The 20244-nt window shown below is 43.9% G+C and carries 18 protein-coding genes and 1 other RNA gene; 8 read left to right on the forward strand and 11 right to left on the reverse strand.

Translation table 11 applies throughout. The annotated features are described in order from the left end of the window. From LIN98_RS08930 to LIN98_RS08940, 3 genes are all read right to left on the reverse strand, one after another. A complete protein-coding gene (locus LIN98_RS08930) occupies nucleotides 1-447 on the reverse strand; it encodes an NfeD family protein (protein ID WP_005592759.1) in 447 nt (148 codons plus the stop codon). A gap of 23 nt (nucleotides 448-470) precedes the next feature. Continuing rightward, nucleotides 471-1397 (reverse strand): SPFH domain-containing protein, encoded by a 927-nt coding sequence (locus tag LIN98_RS08935; protein ID WP_005543674.1) that lies wholly within the window; start codon nucleotides 1395-1397, stop codon nucleotides 471-473. A 521-nt stretch (nucleotides 1398-1918) separates the two neighbouring features. Beyond that, entirely contained in the window at nucleotides 1919-2740 is an 822-nt protein-coding gene (locus LIN98_RS08940; RefSeq protein WP_012821068.1) for a glycoside hydrolase family 191 protein, read from the reverse strand. Between the two features lie 208 nt (nucleotides 2741-2948). Between LIN98_RS08940 and LIN98_RS08945 the strand changes: the two genes are divergently transcribed. Continuing rightward, nucleotides 2949-3440: a DUF302 domain-containing protein gene (locus LIN98_RS08945; protein ID WP_005568772.1), complete on the forward strand. Its 492-nt coding sequence runs from the start codon at nucleotides 2949-2951 to the stop codon at nucleotides 3438-3440. A gap of 72 nt (nucleotides 3441-3512) precedes the next feature. Here LIN98_RS08945 and LIN98_RS08950 read toward each other — a convergent pair whose 3' ends face one another. Next, nucleotides 3513-3935 carry a DUF417 family protein gene (locus LIN98_RS08950; RefSeq protein ID WP_005543669.1) on the reverse strand — a complete coding sequence of 141 codons (423 nt, stop codon included), beginning with the start codon at nucleotides 3933-3935 and terminating at the stop codon, nucleotides 3513-3515. A 56-nt stretch (nucleotides 3936-3991) separates the two neighbouring features. Beyond that, nucleotides 3992-4201 (reverse strand): hypothetical protein, encoded by a 210-nt coding sequence (locus LIN98_RS08955; protein WP_005556405.1) that lies wholly within the window; start codon nucleotides 4199-4201, stop codon nucleotides 3992-3994. A gap of 340 nt (nucleotides 4202-4541) precedes the next feature. On the opposite strand from LIN98_RS08955, the gene LIN98_RS08960 reads away from it, so the two are divergent. Further along, entirely contained in the window at nucleotides 4542-5924 is a 1383-nt protein-coding gene (locus LIN98_RS08960) for a cytochrome-c peroxidase (RefSeq protein WP_005547997.1), read from the forward strand. Nucleotides 5925-6011: 87 nt separating this feature from the next. Here LIN98_RS08960 and rnd read toward each other — a convergent pair whose 3' ends face one another. The 5 genes from rnd to LIN98_RS08985 form a co-directional block, all read right to left on the reverse strand. Then, a complete protein-coding gene (gene rnd, locus LIN98_RS08965; protein ID WP_005547999.1) occupies nucleotides 6012-7169 on the reverse strand; it encodes a ribonuclease D in 1158 nt (385 codons plus the stop codon). An 82-nt stretch (nucleotides 7170-7251) separates the two neighbouring features. Beyond that, a complete protein-coding gene (gene fadD, locus LIN98_RS08970; protein ID WP_006710232.1) occupies nucleotides 7252-8928 on the reverse strand; it encodes a long-chain-fatty-acid--CoA ligase FadD in 1677 nt (558 codons plus the stop codon). A gap of 42 nt (nucleotides 8929-8970) precedes the next feature. Further along, nucleotides 8971-9528: a Slp family lipoprotein gene (locus LIN98_RS08975; RefSeq protein WP_005543658.1), complete on the reverse strand. Its 558-nt coding sequence runs from the start codon at nucleotides 9526-9528 to the stop codon at nucleotides 8971-8973. A 31-nt stretch (nucleotides 9529-9559) separates the two neighbouring features. Then, nucleotides 9560-10282 (reverse strand): tRNA (adenosine(37)-N6)-threonylcarbamoyltransferase complex dimerization subunit type 1 TsaB, encoded by a 723-nt coding sequence (gene tsaB / locus LIN98_RS08980; protein ID WP_005548005.1) that lies wholly within the window; start codon nucleotides 10280-10282, stop codon nucleotides 9560-9562. 2 nt (nucleotides 10283-10284) lie between these two features. Next, a complete protein-coding gene (locus LIN98_RS08985; RefSeq protein WP_012821070.1) occupies nucleotides 10285-12222 on the reverse strand; it encodes a DNA repair helicase YoaA in 1938 nt (645 codons plus the stop codon). Nucleotides 12223-12297: 75 nt separating this feature from the next. Here LIN98_RS08985 and LIN98_RS08990 point away from each other — a divergent pair, with 75 nt between their 5' ends. The 5 genes from LIN98_RS08990 (at nucleotide 12298) to cydC (ending at nucleotide 18998) form a co-directional block, all read left to right on the forward strand. Then, a complete protein-coding gene (locus LIN98_RS08990; protein ID WP_005567336.1) occupies nucleotides 12298-13116 on the forward strand; it encodes a D-hexose-6-phosphate mutarotase in 819 nt (272 codons plus the stop codon). 409 nt (nucleotides 13117-13525) lie between these two features. After that, nucleotides 13526-14383, forward strand: coding sequence for a co-chaperone YbbN (locus LIN98_RS08995; protein ID WP_005570334.1), 858 nt, complete (start codon nucleotides 13526-13528; stop codon nucleotides 14381-14383). Between the two features lie 59 nt (nucleotides 14384-14442). After that, nucleotides 14443-15396 carry a thioredoxin-disulfide reductase gene (gene trxB, locus LIN98_RS09000; protein WP_005548017.1) on the forward strand — a complete coding sequence of 318 codons (954 nt, stop codon included), beginning with the start codon at nucleotides 14443-14445 and terminating at the stop codon, nucleotides 15394-15396. 105 nt (nucleotides 15397-15501) lie between these two features. Further along, nucleotides 15502-17265 (forward strand): heme ABC transporter permease/ATP-binding protein CydD, encoded by a 1764-nt coding sequence (gene cydD, locus LIN98_RS09005; protein ID WP_005590026.1) that lies wholly within the window; start codon nucleotides 15502-15504, stop codon nucleotides 17263-17265. Further along, nucleotides 17265-18998: a heme ABC transporter ATP-binding protein/permease CydC gene (gene cydC, locus LIN98_RS09010; RefSeq protein ID WP_005570330.1), complete on the forward strand. Its 1734-nt coding sequence runs from the start codon at nucleotides 17265-17267 to the stop codon at nucleotides 18996-18998. Before cydD ends, cydC begins: the two co-directional genes overlap by 1 nt. A gap of 23 nt (nucleotides 18999-19021) precedes the next feature. On the opposite strand, the gene ffs is transcribed toward cydC, so the two are convergent. Next, an RNA gene (gene ffs, locus LIN98_RS09015) (signal recognition particle sRNA small type) lies at nucleotides 19022-19120 on the reverse strand. 141 nt (nucleotides 19121-19261) lie between these two features. Between ffs and tesB the strand changes: the two genes are divergently transcribed. Continuing rightward, nucleotides 19262-20128, forward strand: coding sequence for an acyl-CoA thioesterase II (tesB, locus tag LIN98_RS09020; RefSeq protein WP_005567333.1), 867 nt, complete (start codon nucleotides 19262-19264; stop codon nucleotides 20126-20128). Nucleotides 20129-20244: the final 116 nt, after the last annotated feature.

A 20244-nucleotide genomic window follows, 5' to 3' on the forward strand; every position in this document is an offset into this window, starting at 1 on the left:
TTAAATTTTCTTAACTTTCAATGTGATGCTATCAACAGAAACAACTTCAACAATATCATTCACTGCTAAATCACGCCCCTGGATTCTCCACGTAGTATCACCGAAAGCGCCTCTACCAATGCCGTTTTTGGCAATAGTTAAGACTTTTCCCTGCACCCCTATCATGGCATGATCCCGTTGATTGAGGACAGATTTCGATTGATCAATTTGATCCTTACCGTGTTGATAGCGCCACCAAATAATACTAAGAATAATGGCGATAACCGCATAAATTACCGCCAATGCCGAAAGCGGTAAGGCGGGAATAAATTTCATGATACCGGCAACAACGATGGCGGCTAATCCCCACCATAGAAGAAAAACACCGGGAATGACAACTTCAGCAATGAGCAAGATAAAACCAAGAATAAGCCAGTGCCAAACGCCCCAATCTGCTAACCATTCCATACCCAACCTCGACTTTCTTGTTGTTAATTTACTTTTTTATCGGTTTTTAATAATTCGGTAATACCGGCAATGGAACCGATTAAGTTGCCGGCTTCTAAAGGCATCAGCACGACTTTACTATTATCCGAACCACCAATTTCTTTTAGCGCTTCAGTATATTTTTGCGCAATAAAGTAATTAATAGCTTTCGTGTCACCATTAGCGATCGCATCGGATACCATTTGGGTCGCCTTCGCTTCCGCTTCCGCGGCACGTTCGCGGGCTTCAGCTTGTAAGAAGGCTTCCTGACGTTCCCCTTCCGCTTTTAAAATACGGGATTGTTTTTCACCTTCTGCGCGTAAAATTTCAGCCTGACGCACACCTTCCGCCTCCAAAATATCTGCACGTTTATTACGTTCAGCTTTCATTTGAGCATTCATCGCGGCGATCAATTCATGTGGCGGACGCACATCTCGGATTTCAATACGGGTCACTTTAATCCCCCAAGGATTTGTCGCTTCATCTACAATAGATAACAAACGACTATTAATGGAATCGCGCTGAGATAGCATCTCATCCAACTCCATGGAACCTAAAACCGTACGAATGTTTGTCATAGTAAGATTGATAATAGCTTGTTCTAAGTGATTCACTTCATAAGCGGCATTACGCGCATCAATAACCTGAACGAAACATACCGCATCAATAGCGACATTCGCATTATCTTTTGAAATAACTTCTTGGGATGGGATGTCTAACACTTGTTCCATCATATTGATTTTACGACCAACACGATCAACAAATGGAACGACAAAATTTAATCCCGGCATTAATGTACGGGTATAACGACCAAAACGTTCAATCGTCCAGTTATAACCTTGTGGCACCGTTTTCAATGTTGAATAAAGCACAACACCGACAAGTACGATAAAAATAATGGAAACAATTGGTAGGCCATCTAAAAAATACATAATTTTCTCCTTAAGATAATAGACAGTTATCTGTTAAAGGATAGCAATTAGCTGAAAGTTTGTATATAGCAATCCATCGCTAAAAACACTTTAAAAACCAACCGCACTTTTTGTCATAGTTAAAAATCCTACGCAACATCAAAAAATAAATTTAATGTGTTAAACGCATTGACTCTGTTCGGACTGCATAGTAGTTTTCACTATAATAAAACTTTTCCGTCTTTAAACGGCTACAGTCATGTACTCTTGTTGGCGATATTGGAAAAATTACTGTTGATCTAAAAATGCAACTTAAAAATGGATCACATTGATTTACTTGGTGACGTTAGTGGATGGATTACAGGTGTATTGGCTGAGTACATCGCGTAAAATCCGGTACTTTTTTACTAATCCTGTGCACAAGGGATTCTAATCTGTAGGTCGAAAGTTCGAATCCTTCACGACCTATCAATTAGTTATTGACATCAAAATTATTAAATTGACTGCTAACTTTTTACTTATTATATCTGCATTCACACGAGTTACCGAAGCTCTAATCCCTTCGCGTTATACCAAAGAAAGCCATTTTCATTTGCATATTTGTCAATTTTTTTTGACAGTTCCTTACTTGCATTATATTCAAGTAAATAGACAGATAATCCATGAGCCTTAACATATGCCAGATATTTTTGAAAATAGGTTGTTTCCGATTTCTGCTGGATTCCATATTTTTTTTTATTAAAATCAATAGTGGTAAAAACACTTTCTTGGTTAATACCATCAATTAAAACGGTATTTTGATTAATACATTTTTTTACAAAAAGATCCCCTCCATTAATAATAAGTGGAATATTATAATATCGAAGCCCAGTCAAAATTGTTACAAGCCCTTGAAATATCTCATTTGTTTGATAATGATAATAAACATCTGCATTATCAAGAAAAAAACCATCCAACCCCATATCAGCATACTTTTTTCCTAGCTCATTAACGATAAAACGCTGCCATACCGGAGAGGATACATCAACCCATCGCTCATCCGGCCAAGTTTCATAGATACCAAGCATGACTGACTGAAAATGACTATAATACGGGCGGTGTTTCTCAATTGCTCCAATATTAATATACCCATACACAGTTTTCCCTGAAGCATGTAATTTCTCCACTTGAGAAGGTTGAAACATAGCAGGATCGATTACAACAATATTGTATCCTTGCAATTTATCTTCTTCATTTCCATTAATACCAAGAAATACGCCATAGTTACCATTTTTTGAAGGAACTGCAAAGGCCACTCTATAAAAAAATGTAGATATAAGAAAAAATATGCTAAATAGCATCAAAAATTGAATCTTGTTTCTCATCTAACGATCCTTTCTTAAAATTTAAGTATTACCAGCAATTAGCCTATACATTAATTAATCTGAAAATTAAAATAATATACTGATCTACTTAAGAATTAGTTAGTTGCCTATGATTTAGGTCAAATTGATTTTACATCTTTCAGCAATAACAGATAACTATATAAATTAAGTATAGAATGAAAAACCGACTTGTAACTAGGAGATCTTTATGAAATTAAAAGTTTTAGCGTTAGCAATAATTACTGCCTTATCAACGGGAAGCATTCAGGCTGCCTCCAATACTGACAGTGAGTCTAACCAATCAGTAAAAAATAGCAGTCTATATTTAAAAACATTTAAAAGTAAATATTCTGCAGAGAACACTATTTCAAAAATCCGGCAAGCTTTGAATGATAAGAACATAAAAATATTCACGATAATTGACCATCAAGCTGCAGCAAAAGAAGCTGGATTGAGCATGCCGTTTTCAAGTGTAATTGTTTTTGGAAAACCGCAACTAGGTACCCCAATGATGATTGAATCCCCAACCCTAGCTATTGATTTACCATTAAAAGCTTTAGTATGGGAGAATAGCCAAGGTGAAATATTCGTAAGTCTAAATAGAAATGAGATTATAGCAGAAAAACATAATGTCACGGCAGGGAATGTAGAAAAAATGAATAAACTGGTGAAGTTAATAACTGAAAGTGTTACTGAATAAGTTACTTATTATAGTACTTTATAAATACAAAAATAAGTTCGCCTAAATTGAGGCGAACTTATTTATTACCGACTATTTAACAAATGGAATTTTATTTAGGTCGTGTTTTAACAACACAAGACCGGAGCCAATAAGTATAATATCTTTAATAATAAAACCATTAACACCAATTTGAGGTATAAGGCTAAGTGTTACTACGCCAAGAGCGATAGTAAACAAGCTACCAAGTACGCCAAACTTAGGTTTAAAAATACCAACAACTAAGAAAATATAAGTAACGCTTTCAATAAAGCCTAGCAAATAACTAGTCCCATGAAATCCCAAAAATTCATATAAAAAACTTAGCCATGTTGGAGATATTAAAGGTTTTAAGGCCTCTACCTCAAAATCAAACCATTTATAGTTACCAAATAATGCGATAATAAAAACAACTGAAAATCTTAATACGGTAATATCAATATTAGAAAGGCAAAACTTTCTAAGAACTTCTTTCATATAAATTCTCCATGTATAATAATGGCTTATCATATTCTATGATAAGCCTCCGAAAATTATTTATCCCCTTTCATACGTCTATCATACTCTCTAACAGTCGGTTTATGATAATTCATACTTCCCAGATCATTTCCCATGTTATAGCTAATCTCTTGTTTAATATCGTCTGAATGCATTACACTTTCTTTCATATTTGTTGTGCTAGCTGATGCTAATGATGCAATAGTAAGAGCAAGTACGCCGGTTAATAAATTAATTTTTTTCATGATAAACTCCTTAAATAATAGTATTAAATGTAAAAATATTTTGCTTGAATAAGCACGAAGTGAAAAAGTCATAATAAACTCCCACACACATAATGTTAGACGGAGACATTTCCATTTTCTTACAAAAAATTTTTTAAAATTTGCAAATCAACCTAAAAAACAGATACTCTCATATAAAAATATATTTATAGTGAATGCTCTAAATAGATATTTAATTACTAAAATCTATTTCATCCATTGTTTTTTCAAATTGAATTTATTGATTTAAATCATATGTTTCCTCTTATATTTAACCGATAATCCCTTCTTCGTTTTTACTTTTAAGTGTTGGAGGACAATTATGAAAAAATTTGCACTGAAAACGGCGGTTGTCGCTATTGTTGGCTATTTAGGAGTTGTAGGGTACGTTCATCAGTATGATAAAGGACAAATGGAAAAATTATTGGCTGAAGGTAGTTACTCTGCCGAGCAACAAAAAATCGCAAAAGTCTTTTTTAACAACGGCTGCCAGTACTGTCATACACCAAATGCAGAACTCCCCTTTTATGCCCATGTTCCGTTAGTTGGCTCCATGTTGCAAAATGACATCAAAGAAGGCAACCGCGTATTCCTGTTAAATGAGTTACTGAACGGCTTAAAAGATCCAAGCAAATTATCGGAAGTGGATTTGGCAAAACTTGAACGGGTTATTGAAAATGACGAAATGCCGATTGCCAAGTTTCTTCATATTCACTGGGGAAGCCGCCCTGATGAAGATGAAAAAACCGCATTGCTAAACTGGATTCGCGAACAACGGAAAGCCTTTTTACCGGCAAATACCGAAGGCACGGACAACCACCGTTTAGTTCAACCGATTCCTGATGAAATCATGACCGATGCGGCAAAAGTTGCTCTTGGGCATAAACTGTTTATGGATGGTCGTTTATCCGGCGATGGTACGATTCAATGTCACACCTGCCACCAACTGGACAAAGGCGGTGTTGACCGTTTAGATACATCCACCGGCATTGATGGCAAAAAAGGCGGCATTAACGCGCCGACTGTCTTCAACGCCGCATTTAACTTCGCACAATTCTGGGATGGGCGTGCCGTGGATTTAGCCGATCAAGCCGGCGGACCGCCATTAAATCCGGTAGAAATGGGTTCCCATTCCTGGGAAGAAATTGTGGCACGATTTGAGCAGGATGAAGATTTTAAACAAGCGTTCTTACAAGTCTATCCGCAAATCAGCAAAGAAACCCTCACCAATGCTATCGGTGAATATGAAAAAACCTTAATTACACCGAACAGCGATTTTGACCGCTATCTGAAAGGCGAAAACACATTAACCGCGCAACAACTTAAAGGTTACGAGCTATTTAAACAGTACAAATGCGACACCTGCCACACTGGCGTGAACATGGGCGGACAATCTTACGAATACATGGGTATCTACGGCGATTATTTCAAAGATCGCGGCACACCGCTCACTGATGCCGACCAAGGTCGTTTCGCACAAACTCAAGATCCGTATGATATGCACCGTTTCAAAGTGCCATCACTGCGCAATATTGCGTTAACGGCGCCTTATATGCACGATGCGTCGGCAAAAGATCTGAAAGAAGCCGTTCGTATCATGTTGAAATATCAAAGCAATGCTAAACCGCAGCAACAAGACATTGATGACATTACGTCCTTCTTGGAAAGTCTCACCGGCGAGTTTGAAGGCAAAAAATTACAATAAGCCTGATTAACAAAAAGTGCGGTGGATTTTCAAAGCGTTTTTAAAACGCTGTAAAAATCCACCGCACTTTTCTTTTCGTTGTGATGGCTATTCATCAAAGGCTTTCAATGCCGCCAGCAACTTCTCACCAAAAGGCTTACGCCACCCCGTCAGCAGCTCTGGCAAATCATCTTCACTATTTTTTAACCAATGCCATTTCATCAGACTTTCCAAATGACGTTTGCCGGCGATAAGTTCCTTCGCTAAATTCGGCGGGGTAATTTGGATTAAATGTTGTTGCAAGGCTTTCAATATGGCTTTGTAACGCGGATCATCGGCGAGCCGTTGAATCGGCGGCGGGTAATCTTCGGGCACGATACGTTTAACCTGATCGATAATTTGTAGCAATTTCTTACCGTGAATACGCACTTCCGCTGTGCTTAAACCCAGTTCCGGCAATGTAGAAATATGCTTCGGATTGCTTTTTGCCACCTGCCATAAATTTTCTGCGCGCACCACAAAATTTAGTGCAAGATCGCGCTTCATCGCCTCTTCCATACGCCATTTAGCCAGCAGTTTTAGGCGCATTAATTCCAATCGGTTCAATTTCCATGCGTTGGGAATAGCGAAATAAGCGCTATCGGGATCTTTGGTTGTCTGCGCCCGCTTGTTCAATAAAAATTCACATTCATTTTCCACCACACTTTGCCACTCGGTTTGCGTAAGCTGTTGTTGCATTTGTTCATATAACGGCAACAAATACCATACATCCGCCGCCGCATATTGCAGCTGCGTATCCGATAACGGGCGTGCCAGCCAATCGGTACGGGAGGCGCCTTTGTCGATTTCAATTTGGAAATAATGTTGCACCAAGGTAGCGAAACCGGTGGAGCCGGCAAAGCCGAGAAAATGCGCCATCACTTGTGTATCACACATCGGGCGCGGCAGCTGCTGAAAATAATGCTGGAATACGTCTAAATCTTCGCTACAAGCATGCAGAATTTTGACCAAATTAGTATCTGCAAGCAATTTAATGAACGGCGAAAAATCCTGAATCGGTAAGGGATCGATTAACGCCACCCGATCGCCGAAATACATCTGAATTAAACCGAGTTTCGGATACAGGGTTCGTACCCGCACAAATTCAGTGTCTAACGCGACCGCACTTTGCTGTCGTGCCGCCTGACATACCCGCGCCAATTCAGCATCATCGGTCACCACCGAAAAGTGCGGTGGATTTTGAACTTCTTTTTTAAGTTGAGGCATAATGAAATAACAAGAGAATGCGGTGTGGCATTCTCTTTCCTTAATTAACCATATTTATTGAAATGACGATTTAATTCGCCGGTCACTTCGCAAGTTCTTCATCACGCAACACGCGACGCAAAATTTTGCCCACATTGCTTTTCGGCAATTCCTCGCGGAACTCAATATCTTTCGGTATTTTGTAACCCGTTAGGTGTTCGCGGCAATGCGTACGCAGTTCATCGCGGGTCAGGCTTTCGTCTTTTTTCACCACAAAAAGCTTAATGGTTTCGCCGGAAACCTCATGAGGCACGCCGATGGCAACCACTTCGGAAACCTTGTTATTCAACATCACCACATCTTCGATTTCATTTGGATACACATTAAAACCGGATACCAGAATCATATCATTTTTGCGATCCACAATGCGTAAACTGTAATCCTCGTCCATAACCACAATGTCGCCGGTCGCCATCCAGCCGTCTTTAATCACTTCCGCAGTGGCTTCCGGGCGCTGCCAATAACCTTGCATAACCTGCTCGCCTTTCACCCATAACTCGCCCGCTTCGCCGATAGCCGCTTCCGTGTCATCTTCTTTAATAATTTTAATGTCCGTATTCGGCACCGGCACACCGATACTGCCGTTATGTTTCACCACATTAACCGGACAGGCGGCAATCAATGGAGAACATTCCGTCATGCCATAGCCTTCAATGATGTTACAACCGGTCAATTCATGCCAGCGGGTGGCTACGGCTTGTTGAATCGCCATGCCGCCGCCGACGGAAAGTTTCAATGCGGAGAAATTCACTTCTTTGAAATTCTCGTTGTTTAACAAGGCATTGAATAAGGTATTCACACCGGTAATCGCCACAAAGCGGTGCTTTCTCATTTCTTTCACAAAGCCTTCAATATCACGCGGATTGGTGATTAACACAGCGGTTACACCTAACTCAATGAATAATAAGCAATTTACCGTTAGCGCAAAAACATGATAAAGCGGCAAAGCGAGGATCGCCAAGCGTTCGCGTCCACGATCGCCTACAAACGGGTAAGCAATCCATTTGGCTTGGAACACGTTCACGATAATATTACCGTGGGATAACATCGCCCCTTTCGCTACGCCTGTAGTGCCGCCGGTATATTGCAGGAGGGCCAAATCGTCCCGTTCCATTTGCGGGCGCACATATTGGCGATATTTCCCCACACTCAGCACTTCACGGAAAGTTACCGCATTCGGCAGTTTATATTTCGGCACCAGCTTTTTCACATATTTCACCACGAAATTCACCAAAGTGCGTTTGCCGAAAGAAAGCTGATCGCCCATACGGGTTAAAATCACGTGCTTGACGGCGGTGTTAAACACCACTTTTTCCAAAGTAGAAGCAAAATTTGACACCACCACAATGGCCTTCGCTCCGCTGTCCTGCAGCTGATGCTCCAACTCGCGCGGCGTATAAAGCGGGTTCACATTGACCACCACCAACCCAGCACGCAACACCCCGAACAACGCAATGGGATATTGCAGCAAATTCGGCATCATTAATGCCACGCGATCGCCGCGCTCCAATTTCAATTCATTTTGCAAATAGGCAGCGAAAGCACGGCTACGTTCTTCCAATTTGCGAAACGTCAACACCTTGCCCATATTAATATAAGCGGCACGATCGGGATGTTCTCGCACCGCTTTTTCAAACATATCTAAAATCGAATCGTATTCCGAGGTGTCTAATTGGCGCTCCGCACCTTCCGGATAATTTTTAAACCAAAGTTTTTCCATTGCCGTTCCTTAGGGAAGTTTGGTTATTGTTAATCGGGTTAATTAATATAAATTATAGCGCACGCGCGGTTCAGCCCAAAAGAAGCGGGACGAAAATCCCCAGCCGTAAGGGTAAAACGGTGCGTAGTCATAAATGTCGTCAGGGTCGTAATAATATTCTTTCACCAGCTTCCAAATACGGTATTGATCGGCTTGAACCACGGGATAATTGTAATCCGCCTGATCAATTTTGCCCTGCTCTTTGCCGCTCAGCACTCCGCCGACTGTCACATACTGGTCTTTCAGATTTTCCGGATCCACAAAGCCGTTTAAATAGGCGATAAAACGTCCGTTGCTATAGCTATCCACGATAGGTTTCGCGGAAAAATACGCCACCGTTTGATTCAATACTTCAATTTTGGTTTTATCTTTCAACGCCTGTGCGGAAACCACTTTGCCGCCCAAGCGCACTTTCAGGCAGCGGCAATCGTAATCCTGCGCCTGCACATTTTTCAGATTTAACATTTCGAACTGTTTGGCTTCCAAACCCTGCGGCGCGGATACGCAGCCGGTTAACACAAGGGAAAGTGCGGTGCAAAATAAAAGTATTTTTTTGTTCATTTTAATTCTCCTTTTAAAAGGTAATTAAGATCTATTCCCGTCCCGGTAATTTCTTCCAAGTGACTTCGTTACGTAAGTAAATCGGCTCAATTTCCAGCGGGCTGATGGTCTCGCCGGCAAACCACTTCGGCAGCGCCAAATCCAGCATATATAACGCGGAAGGCAGGGTAATATCGGTGCTTTTACCAAGGTTCGCCTCGGTAAGTTGCGGGTATGCCGTCCAACCTGTGCCGGCTAACACTGCATTATCGTGTTGGTGCTGCACCACCTGTTCAAGCACTCTCGACGCGCTGCACACCTGCTCGGCAATAATAGGCTGCCAAGCTAAAAACGTACCGAAATCCGACCGCACTTTCCGCGCTTTCCATTGGGCAAAATACACTTCATTCATGCGCGCATCGATGGCGGTCAGCACATTTTCCGACTGATATTGCACATAAGCGGCTTGCGCCATGGCGGCTAAATTTGACACGGGAATCACCGGCAAATTGGCGCCGAACGCCAACCCTTGCGCAATGCCGGCACCGATTCGAACACCGGTAAAACTGCCCGGGCCGCGCCCGAAAACCAAAGCATCCACTTGATAGAGTTTAATTCCCGCCTGCGCCAGAATTTCATCCACCATGGGCAAAATATGTTTGGTATGTTCACGTTGTGCGAATTGTTCCAAATGCGCTTTCTCTCCACCGCGTAACAATGCAACAGAACAAGCTTCTGTAGCAGTATCTAAAGCAAGTAATGTGACATTTTTCATCGTTATTCTGATTCTTCTTTATTGATTGTTGTGAGGAATTGTACCACTTTGTGCAAATCCCGCGTACGTTTAAAATTCGGCAAACTGCGCAAAAAGGTTTCACCGTAAGGGCGCATCACCAAACGATTATCGCAAATAATCACCACGCCGCGATCGGTGACGTCACGAATTAAACGCCCGACGCCCTGTTTTAAAGTAATCACCGCTTCAGGAATCTGAATATCATTAAAAGGCTCGCCGCCTTGTAAACGGCAATCTTCAATGCGTGCTTTCAACAAGGGTTCATCCGGCGCGGTAAATGGTAGTTTATCGATAATCACCAAGGACAACGCGTCACCGCGCACATCCACACCTTCCCAGAAACTGGAGGTCGCCACCAACACGCTATGGGATTGCGAAATGAATTGTTCCAACAAAGTGCCTTTCGCCGTTTCACCCTGTAACAAAATGATCAATTTACTGTTCTCACGGAAATATTCCGCCAAACTGCGCATCATGGCATAGGACGTACAAAGCACAAAACAACGCCCTTGGTTGGCTTCGATAATCGGCAGCAGCATTTTGCCTAATTGACTGAAGGTGCTACTGTGATTGGTTGCCGGCAGATAACGCGGCACACAAAGCAGGGATTGTTCTGCGTAATTAAACGGGCTCGGCAGAATTTTCTGCGCCGCGTTTTGAATGCCTAAACGGTGGCAGATATGCTCGAAAGTCCCGCCCACTTCCAAGGTCGCCGAGGTAAAAATCCAGGCGCATTTTTGCTTCGCCATTTGCTCACCGAATTTATCCGCCACGGTCAGTGGCGTAATGTGCAAGCCGAACTGGCGGCCGATACATTCAAACCAATAGCAATAGCCGGTAATTTCCGTTTCCGTGAGGCGCTTAAGCAAATTTTGTAGCTGGGCGATGCGCTCAAAAATGCTATCCAGAGTTTGCGAACGCCCCAAGCCGAGCTTCACCACGTCCGCCGTAAAATTGAGTTTTTCCAATAAAAAACCAAAGGATTTTTTGACCGCACTTTGCTGCAATATTTGTCGCCAATTGCCACGCAGATTGCCTTCGCCCAACATCAACCGGAAATCCTGCACAATTTTTACCAGCTGATCCGCCGCTACGCCAAGCTGTTTCATGTCTTTCACTTCGGTGCGATAAGTAATTTGAATATCTTTGCACAAATCAAACAGCTGGCGCGAGGTGACCGATTGTCCGAAATATTGACTGGCAATATCAGGGAGCTGATGGGCTTCGTCAAACACGATCACTTCCGCATTGGGAATCAATTCGCCGAAGCCGTTTTCTTTCACCGCCATGTCGGCAAAAAATAAATGATGATTGACCACCACCAAATCCGCATTGAGCGCTTTTTTCCGCGCCAATGCCACGTAACAATCGGCATAATTCGGGCAATCGCTGCCAAGGCAGCTTTCGGCAGTGCTGGTTAATTGCGTCAGGATCGGGCTGTCTTCGGCAATTTCGATACATTCGGACAAATCGCCGGTTTTCGTGGCATTGCGCCATTTACGCACTTTGGACAAATCATGCAACACACTACGATCGCCCAGCACGCCCTGCGCAATCACCTGCTCCAGCCGTTCCAGACATAAATAATTGGCGCGCCCTTTTAATAACGCGATTTTACCGCTGTAACCTAGGGCTTTTTGAATGGCGGGTAGGTCGCGATTAAATAGCTGATCCTGCAAGTTTTTGGAACCGGTGGAAATAATGGTTTTCTTCTTCGCCAATAATGCCGGCGCCAAATAGGCAAAGGTTTTGCCCGTGCCGGTGCCGGCTTCCACCACCAACGCGCCATGCTGTTCAATGGCTTTGCCCACCGCCATCGCCATTTCCTGCTGTTCCGCGCGGGGACGAAAGCCCTTGATGTACGCACTTAACTCGCCATCATGGGAAAAGACCTTGCTAATTTGTTCCGAATACGCCATTATTTTTTTCATCTGTTAAAAAGTCGGCACAGTATAGCAGATTTCCCCTCTTTCTGAATCAACAAGGACAAGATGATGATCAATATTCAACGACAACAACAAATCACGCCCGAACTGAGCTTATATACCTATAACGAAATTCCCGTTTTACATTTACAACACGCCATAGGCACGGCAAAAATCGCCTTACAAGGGGCGCATTTATTCAGCTGGCAGCCGGCGCACAGTAAACAGGACGTGCTGTGGCTAAGTGAAATCGAACCCTTTGAAACCAGCACGGCAATTCGCGGCGGCATTCCTATTTGTTATCCGTGGTTTAATAACGCCGGCACACCTGCCCACGGGTTCGCCCGTATCAGCCTGTGGCAGTTGAGCGATTACGCAATTAATGCCGATAAAGTGCGGTTGGTTTTTTCGTTGTTTTCCGCGCACAATGTGATTTTAGCGAAAGTAGAAATGATTTTCGGCAAACATTGTGACTTGCGCTTTACCCATTACGGTGAAGCAGGAATGGAAAAAGTGCAGCTGGCGTTACACAGTTATTTCAACATCGGTAATATCACCCATACCGACATCGCCAACCTGCCGACGGAATGCTTCAACGCCCTCACCCGCCAACAAGAAAGCGTGCCGTCACCACGCCATATTGCGGAAAATGTGGATTGTGTTTACACCACCCAACAACCGACGGAAATTCGCGACTATGACAATCAACGCACAATCATTGTGGAACATCACAATGCCGGCGATGTGGTACTGTGGAACCCATGGCACAAACCTACCGGTAACATGACAGAAAACGGCTATCAAACTATGGTCTGCGTGGAAACGGCACGAATCAATCGCTATCTTGATGCAGGGGAAACGGTGGCGGTGAGATTGCGTGTGGAATAATGAATTATCTTAGTCACTTCTGAAAACACGAATCTCCTAGCCATAGCCGTTTGAAATATTTTGGCTCTTTAGTAACTTGGCTCCCCTCGTTTACAGGGGGTAAGATACTTTTGAAATATCAATGTATTACATGTTTCGAACGGTTGTGGTTAGGAAACGTGCTAGCGTAGTGATTATTAATAGTATGATATGTAAAAAAGTGCGGTGGATATTGAAAGTGTTTTTTGGACTCGAGAAATGATTGGGAAAATGACCCGCACTTTTGACTAAATATGAATGATTATGCTGACACGCGTCTCCTGACGCGTATCCTTTGTTAAAAAAAGTTCAAATGAAAAACACTAAAAAAACCGACCGCACTTTGCTATAATGCGCCCCGTTAATTTCACTAAAAAAATAAGAGACAACCATGACCGACTTTCCCTATATTCGTGACCTCAACGAACATAACCTTAATGAAACTCTGCAGCTTTCCCAAAATTATCCGTTAGTCATTATCTTTTATGCACCCAGCCATACCGATTCCGTGGCGTTTGTTAAAACGTTGGAAAACTACGCCAATCAATACCAAGGGCAGTTTGTGTTAGCCAAAGTGGATTGTGAAAAAGAACAAATGGTGGCGGCGCAATTCCACGTTCAGGCGTTGCCGACCACCTATTTATTCAGAGACGGGCAAGCCTTGGATGCGTTTCAAGGGGCATTGGATAATGCCACATTGCAACAGCGTTTGAATGCGATTTTACCGAAAGAGGAAGAAATTAAGTTTAATCAAGCGTTGGAATTGCTCGCCGTCGAAAATTACGAACAGGCATTGCCGTTGTTAAAAGATGCCTGGGAGTTGTCCGACCAGAAAAACAGTGAAATTGCGCTGCTCTATGCGGAAACCTATATCGCTATGAAGAAAACCGAGCCTGCGCAACAGATTTTAAATAAGATCCCGCTACAGGATCGCGACAGCCGCTGGCAGGGCTTGCAGGCGCAAATTGAATTATTGATTAAAGCCGCCGACACGCCGGAAATCCAGCAATTACAAGAAGAATTTGCCCAAGGGACGACAAATGATCTTGCCTTAAAACTGGCGTTGCAATTACATCAAGCCAACCGCAATGAAGAAGCACTGGATCTGTTATTTAGGATTTTGCGTCAGGATTTAAGTGCGGAAGAAGGTAAAATCAAACAGGAATTTTTATCTATTTTAGCCGCTATCGGTAACAATGATCCCGTGGCTAATAAATACCGCCGATTGATCTATTCGTTGTTGTACTGACGGGAAATCTTCTATAATGTACCTGCCCTTTCAACTATTATTTTAAAAAAGGATTATTTATGTCTGAAATTAAACACGCTCAATTACTCATTTTAGGCTCCGGCCCTGCCGGCTATACTGCTGCGATTTATGCGGCACGCGCTAATTTGAAACCGTTATTAGTAACCGGTTTACAACAAGGCGGTCAACTAACTACCACCAATGAAATTGAAAACTGGCCGGGCGATTTCGGTGAAACTACCGGTCCGGAACTGATGCAAAGAATGCTACAACACGCAGAAAAATTCGAGACGGAAATTGTCTTCGATCATATTAACCGTGTTGATCTTTCCTCCCGCCCATTTAAATTATACGGTGATGCTCAAACCTTTAGCTGTGATGCGTTAATTATCGCCACCGGTGCCTCCGCCCGCTATTTGGGATTACCGACCGAAGAAAGCTACAAAGGTCGTGGCGTTTCTGCCTGTGCCACCTGTGACGGATTCTTTTATCGCAATAAGCCTGTTGCAGTGATCGGCGGTGGCAATACGGCGGTCGAAGAAGCTTTGTATTTAGCCAATATTGCCAGCGAAGTGCATTTGATTCACCGTCGCGACAGCTTCCGCGCGGAAAAAATCCTTATTGATCGCCTATACAAAAAAGTAGAAGAAGGCAAAATCATTCTACATACCCACCGCACTTTAGACGAAGTATTAGGTGATAACATGGGCGTGACCGGAGTACGATTAAAAGACGTGCAGTCCGATGCCACCGAGGACGTCATGTTAGACGGCGTATTCGTCGCCATCGGTCATGCGCCGAACACGGAAATTTTCCAAGGTCAGCTTGAATTAAACAACGGCTATATCGTGGTGAAATCAGGCTTAGAAGGTAATGCCACCGCCACTTCCGTGGAGGGTGTCTTCGCCGCCGGTGATGTGATGGATCACAATTATCGCCAGGCAATTACCTCTGCCGGCACCGGTTGTATGGCAGCATTGGATGCCGAGCGTTATTTAGACGCGCAAAAATAAATCAAACGGGCGTTGTGTTCCGTCAATAAAATCATGATGTTACAACACGGTGGGCTTTAAAGCCCGCCTTATGTTTTTTCTATCTTTTGTAAAAAACCGCAACTTATGGACAAATCCCGTCAAAAGTATTTGCAACAATGGTTACGCACGCAGCAAAAGCCAATTAAAGAATATTTAAACCTTAACATCCTCCTTGCTTCCCTTTCCTCCGTCATTCTCGTGGCGCAAACCTATTTACTGGCGTCATTGCTGTATAAAATCATTATTGTTAATAAAGCAATTAGTGGTCTTATACCTTATTTTATCGGCTTGATTGTGGGATTTGCATTGCGCGCTCTGATTTTATGGTTACGGGAAAAAATCGGCTTTAAGTGCGGTCAATTATTACGAAATAGTATTCGCCGGCAAATTCTGGATAAAATTCATCAGGTCGGTCCTGCCACCATTAACAACAAACCGGCGGGTAGCTGGGCGACGATCATGTTGGAACAGGTAGAAAACCTGCACAATTTCTACGCCCGTTATTTGCCGCAACAAGCGCTTTCCGCCATTGTACCGATCATTATTCTAATTGCGGTTTTCCCACTGAATTGGGCGGCAGGTTTGATTTTAATAGGCACCGCACCGCTGATCCCGATTTTCATGATTTTAGTGGGCAAAGCAGCAGCAGACAGCAGCCAAAAGAACATGGACACCCTCGCCCGTTTAAGCGGGCAATTTTTAGATCGGTTGCGTGGCTTGGAAACCTTACGTTTATTTGACCGCACTTTGGAACAAACCCGCTACATTGAAGAAAGCACGGAAGACTTCCGTGAAACTACTATGGACGTGCTGAAAATGGCGTTCCTCTCCTCTGCCGTGCTGGAATTTTTCACCTCCATCTCTATAGCATTAATGGCGGTATATTTCGGTTTTAGTTATTTAGGGCAAATCGAATTCGGTACTTACGGCACGCCAATCACCCTGTTTATCGGTTTCTTCTGCTTGATTCTCGCACCGGAATTTTATCAACCATTACGCGATCTCGGCACCTATTATCACGACCGCGCCGCAGGTATCGGGGCGGCAGATGCCATTGTGGATTTTCTGGAAGCCGATTATTTAACTGCCCAAGGCGATAAAAAAGCGGCATTTGAAGGAAAAAGTGCGGTAGAAATTTCAGGTGAAAATCTGGTGGTCTTATCGCCGCAAGGTAAACCGCTGACGGAAGTCCTGAATTTTTCTATTCCACCACACAGCCATATTGCCATCGTCGGGCAAAGCGGTGCCGGCAAAACTTCGCTCATCAACGCCATGTTAGGTTTTCTGCCGTATCAAGGCAGCCTGAAAATTAACGGACAAGAATTGCGCGATTTGGATTTAATGCAATGGCGTAAACATATTGCCTGGGTAGGGCAAAACCCGCTGCTGCTACAAGGCACCATTAAAGAAAATTTATTGCTGGGTGATATTCAAGCCGACGAACAGGAAATTGATCATGCCTTGCGCTTGGCACAAGCAAAAGAGTTTACCGATCGGCTTGGTCTGGAAGCAGAAATTAAAGAAGGCGGCATCGGTGTTTCCGTGGGGCAGGCGCAACGTTTGGCAGTGGCACGTGCACTGCTGCACAAAGGTGATTTGCTGTTGTTGGACGAACCTACCGCCAGCCTGGATGCCCAATCGGAAAATCAGGTGTTGCAGGCATTGCAACAAATTAGTCAACAGCAAACCACGGTAATGATCACTCACCGTATTGAAGATCTGAAACAATGCGAAAATATTTTGGTCATGCGCCATGGGCAAATTATTCAACAAGGGCATTTTGACCAACTACAACACCAAGGTTTCTTCGCCGAATTATTGGCACAACGACAACAGGATATTCACTAATGCGCGCATTATTGCCTTTTCTTCGTTTATTTAAATTCGCCAAACTGCCGTTAATTTTAGGCGGCTTGCTGATGATTTTAGGGCTGGCGTCCAGTATCGGGTTGCTCACCCTTTCCGGCTGGTTTCTTGCCGCCACCGCCATCGCCGGTTTCGGCTCGCTATTTAACTTTTTCTACCCATCCGCCAGCGTACGCGGTTTGGCAATCGGGCGTACCGTGGCGCGCTACCTTGAAAAAGTGGTCACCCATGACGCCACCTTCCGCGTATTGGCAAAACTGCGTGTGCAGGTGTTTGACAAAATCATTCCGTTAAGCCCTGCGCTGCTCAACCGTTATCGTAACAGCGATTTATTAAACCGCTTGGTTGCCGATGTGGACACCCTCGACAGCCTATATCTTCGCCTCATTGCGCCCTTTATCAGCGCCATAGTGGTGATTGCGTTCATTACCTTTGGCTTGAGTTTTATTAATGCCCCGCTCGCGCTGTTTATCGGTTTCACATTACTGGCGCTCTTGCTGGTTATCCCGACGATTTTTTACCATTTGGGTAACAAATTCGGCGCCAAACTTACCCAATCCCGCGCCCTTTACCGCACGCAATTTATCGAATTTATTCAGGCGCAAGCGGAATTATTGCTGTTTAACGGCGAGGACAAGGTCAAAGAAAAACTGAACCAAACGGAACAACAATGGCAGGCTTACCAACAACGGGAAGCCAATTTATCGGGATTTTCCACCGCACTTTTATTGTTCGCCAACGGTTTGCTGTTATGTGTCACCTTGTGGTTTGCCGCCCAAGCGGATTTAGGCAACGATGAATACCGCATGGCGTTTATCGGCTTATTTGCCTTTGCCGCCCTTGCCTCGTTTGAAATCCTGATGCCTATCGGCGCAGCATTTTTACACATCGGGCAAGTGGTTACCTCTGCCGAGCGGGTAACGGACATTATTGAACAACAGCCGTTATTGGATTTTTCCGGTACGCAAGAAGTGGAACCCGATGAACAACAGCCGTTATTGCAAATGACAAATCTGCATTTTACTTACCCGCAACGCACTAATCCGGCGCTGGTGGATTTAACCCTCAACATTCAAGCCGGCGAAAAAGTTGCCATTTTAGGCAAAACCGGTAGCGGAAAATCCACGTTGTTGCAATTATTAGTTCGTAACTATGATGCCAACCAAGGTGAAATTCTGCTGGCAGGCAAACCGATTCAAACGTATAGCGAAACTGCCCTGCGCCAACAATTTTGCTTCTTGACCCAACGGGTGCACGTGTTCAGCGACACATTGCGCAATAACCTGCAACTTGCCAATCATGCTCCGTTGAGCGATGAAAAAATGCTTGCCGTGCTACAACAAGTGGGCTTGGAAAAACTCGTGAATCAGGAACAAGGCTTGGATTTATGGTTCGGTGACGGCGGTCGTCCGTTATCCGGCGGTGAACAACGCCGTTTGGGCTTGGCTCGGGTGCTATTAAATGACGCACCGATTTTACTGTTAGATGAGCCAACGGAAGGTTTGGATCGTGAAACGGAACGCCACATTCTGCGGGCAATTTTGGCACACAGCCGTGGAAAAACATTAATTATGGTGACGCACCGCTTAACCGCTATTGAACAATTTGATCAGTTGGTCATGATTGATAACAATCAATTAATTGAACAAGGTGCTTATCTGGATTTAATCAGTAAAGAAAATGGCTTTTTCAAGCAATTGACACAACGCATTTAATTGGGAAGGCTGGAAAGGTGGAAACCTTCCCGGCTTGATCTCGGCACACGAAAATTCTGACTCTGGCTGCTTTCTTCCGAACCTGACCTGGTAAACCAGACTTCATTGCGAGGGACCGAAAAGGTTTCCATTGAATTAACCGCAAGATTTCATTTCACACTGGCGATTAAGGGTTTGCATTATGCAATAAGCCCCGCCGAATTGCAAATGTTATCTCCGTATGAAAGGGAAAGTGCCCGAACTTTAAACAAACGAGGAAAATAATGACCGCACTTCATCAACTTATCGACCTGTTAAAACTGGAAAAAATCGACGATTTACTCTTTCGCGGCGAAAGTCAGGATTTAGGCTTCCGTCAGGTTTTCGGCGGACAAGTCGTGGCGCAAGCCCTTTCTGCCGCCATTCAGGTGGCGCCGACAGATCGCTTTTTACATTCTTGCCATGCGTATTTTTTAGCCCCGGGCGACAGCCAATATCCGATCATTTATGATGTGGAAATTCTACGCGAAGGCAGAAATTTCACCGCTATGCGCGTCAAAGCCATTCAGCACAAATCACCGATTTACCACATCACCGCCTCTTTCCAAACCTTGGAGCAAGGCTTTGAGCATCAAAGTGAGATGCCAAAAGTGGAGGCCCCCGATGCACTCATGTCGGAAAGCTCGGTGATCCAGCAAATGGCGCAAATGATTCCGGAAGCGGTGCGCGATAAATTTACGGCGGAACGCCCCTTTGATATTCGCACCAAATACCTGAATAACCCGTTCCACGGGCGCAAACTGCCGCCACAGCAATTTTCTTGGGTGCGTACCAACGGAAAAGCGCCGACGGATTATCGCATTCAACAATACCTGCTCGCCTATTTTTCGGATTTTCACTGCATTTTGACTGCACTTCATCCGCACGAAAAAGGCTTTTTACAAAAAGGCATGAAAGTCGCCACCATCGACCATTCAATTTGGTTCCATCGTCCTTTCGATATGAACGACTGGCTGCTATACGCCATTGAAAGCAACAACGCCTACGCCGCCCGTGGTTTGGCGCGCGGTCAGTTCTTCTCCGCTGACAGCAGACTAATTGCCACCACGCAGCAGGAAGGGCTGATTCGTTATCTTCCGGAAGAACAATAAAAGGAAGAACAATAAAAGGAAGAACAATAAAAACGAGGAAAAAAATTACCGCACTTTCCGATGCAACTCACACAGCATGAATTAAACCGGATTTATGCAGCGGGTTAACGCCTTAT

Origin of the sequence: Aggregatibacter actinomycetemcomitans (assembly GCF_023518055.1) — a bacterium.
Taxonomy (GTDB): domain Bacteria; phylum Pseudomonadota; class Gammaproteobacteria; order Enterobacterales; family Pasteurellaceae; genus Aggregatibacter; species Aggregatibacter actinomycetemcomitans.

What these genes read in the sequence shown, in the direction of transcription:
- LIN98_RS08935 (WP_005543674.1), bottom strand. Translation starts at nt 1,397, where the DNA reads ATGTATTTTTTAGATGGCCTACCAATTGTTTCCATTATTTTTATCGTA.
- LIN98_RS08975 (WP_005543658.1), bottom strand. Translation starts at nt 9,528, where the DNA reads ATGAACAAAAAAATACTTTTATTTTGCACCGCACTTTCCCTTGTGTTA.
- LIN98_RS08990 (WP_005567336.1), top strand. Translation starts at nt 12,298, where the DNA reads ATGATCAATATTCAACGACAACAACAAATCACGCCCGAACTGAGCTTA.
- LIN98_RS08955 (WP_005556405.1), bottom strand. Translation starts at nt 4,201, where the DNA reads ATGAAAAAAATTAATTTATTAACCGGCGTACTTGCTCTTACTATTGCA.
- LIN98_RS08940 (WP_012821068.1), bottom strand. Translation starts at nt 2,740, where the DNA reads ATGAGAAACAAGATTCAATTTTTGATGCTATTTAGCATATTTTTTCTT.
- trxB (WP_005548017.1), top strand. Translation starts at nt 14,443, where the DNA reads ATGTCTGAAATTAAACACGCTCAATTACTCATTTTAGGCTCCGGCCCT.
- rnd (WP_005547999.1), bottom strand. Translation starts at nt 7,169, where the DNA reads ATGCCTCAACTTAAAAAAGAAGTTCAAAATCCACCGCACTTTTCGGTG.
- cydC (WP_005570330.1), top strand. Translation starts at nt 17,265, where the DNA reads ATGCGCGCATTATTGCCTTTTCTTCGTTTATTTAAATTCGCCAAACTG.
- tsaB (WP_005548005.1), bottom strand. Translation starts at nt 10,282, where the DNA reads ATGAAAAATGTCACATTACTTGCTTTAGATACTGCTACAGAAGCTTGT.
- LIN98_RS08945 (WP_005568772.1), top strand. Translation starts at nt 2,949, where the DNA reads ATGAAATTAAAAGTTTTAGCGTTAGCAATAATTACTGCCTTATCAACG.
- LIN98_RS08985 (WP_012821070.1), bottom strand. Translation starts at nt 12,222, where the DNA reads ATGGCGTATTCGGAACAAATTAGCAAGGTCTTTTCCCATGATGGCGAG.
- fadD (WP_006710232.1), bottom strand. Translation starts at nt 8,928, where the DNA reads ATGGAAAAACTTTGGTTTAAAAATTATCCGGAAGGTGCGGAGCGCCAA.
- LIN98_RS08950 (WP_005543669.1), bottom strand. Translation starts at nt 3,935, where the DNA reads ATGAAAGAAGTTCTTAGAAAGTTTTGCCTTTCTAATATTGATATTACC.
- cydD (WP_005590026.1), top strand. Translation starts at nt 15,502, where the DNA reads ATGGACAAATCCCGTCAAAAGTATTTGCAACAATGGTTACGCACGCAG.
- LIN98_RS08930 (WP_005592759.1), bottom strand. Translation starts at nt 447, where the DNA reads ATGGAATGGTTAGCAGATTGGGGCGTTTGGCACTGGCTTATTCTTGGT.
- tesB (WP_005567333.1), top strand. Translation starts at nt 19,262, where the DNA reads ATGACCGCACTTCATCAACTTATCGACCTGTTAAAACTGGAAAAAATC.
- LIN98_RS08960 (WP_005547997.1), top strand. Translation starts at nt 4,542, where the DNA reads ATGAAAAAATTTGCACTGAAAACGGCGGTTGTCGCTATTGTTGGCTAT.
- LIN98_RS08995 (WP_005570334.1), top strand. Translation starts at nt 13,526, where the DNA reads ATGACCGACTTTCCCTATATTCGTGACCTCAACGAACATAACCTTAAT.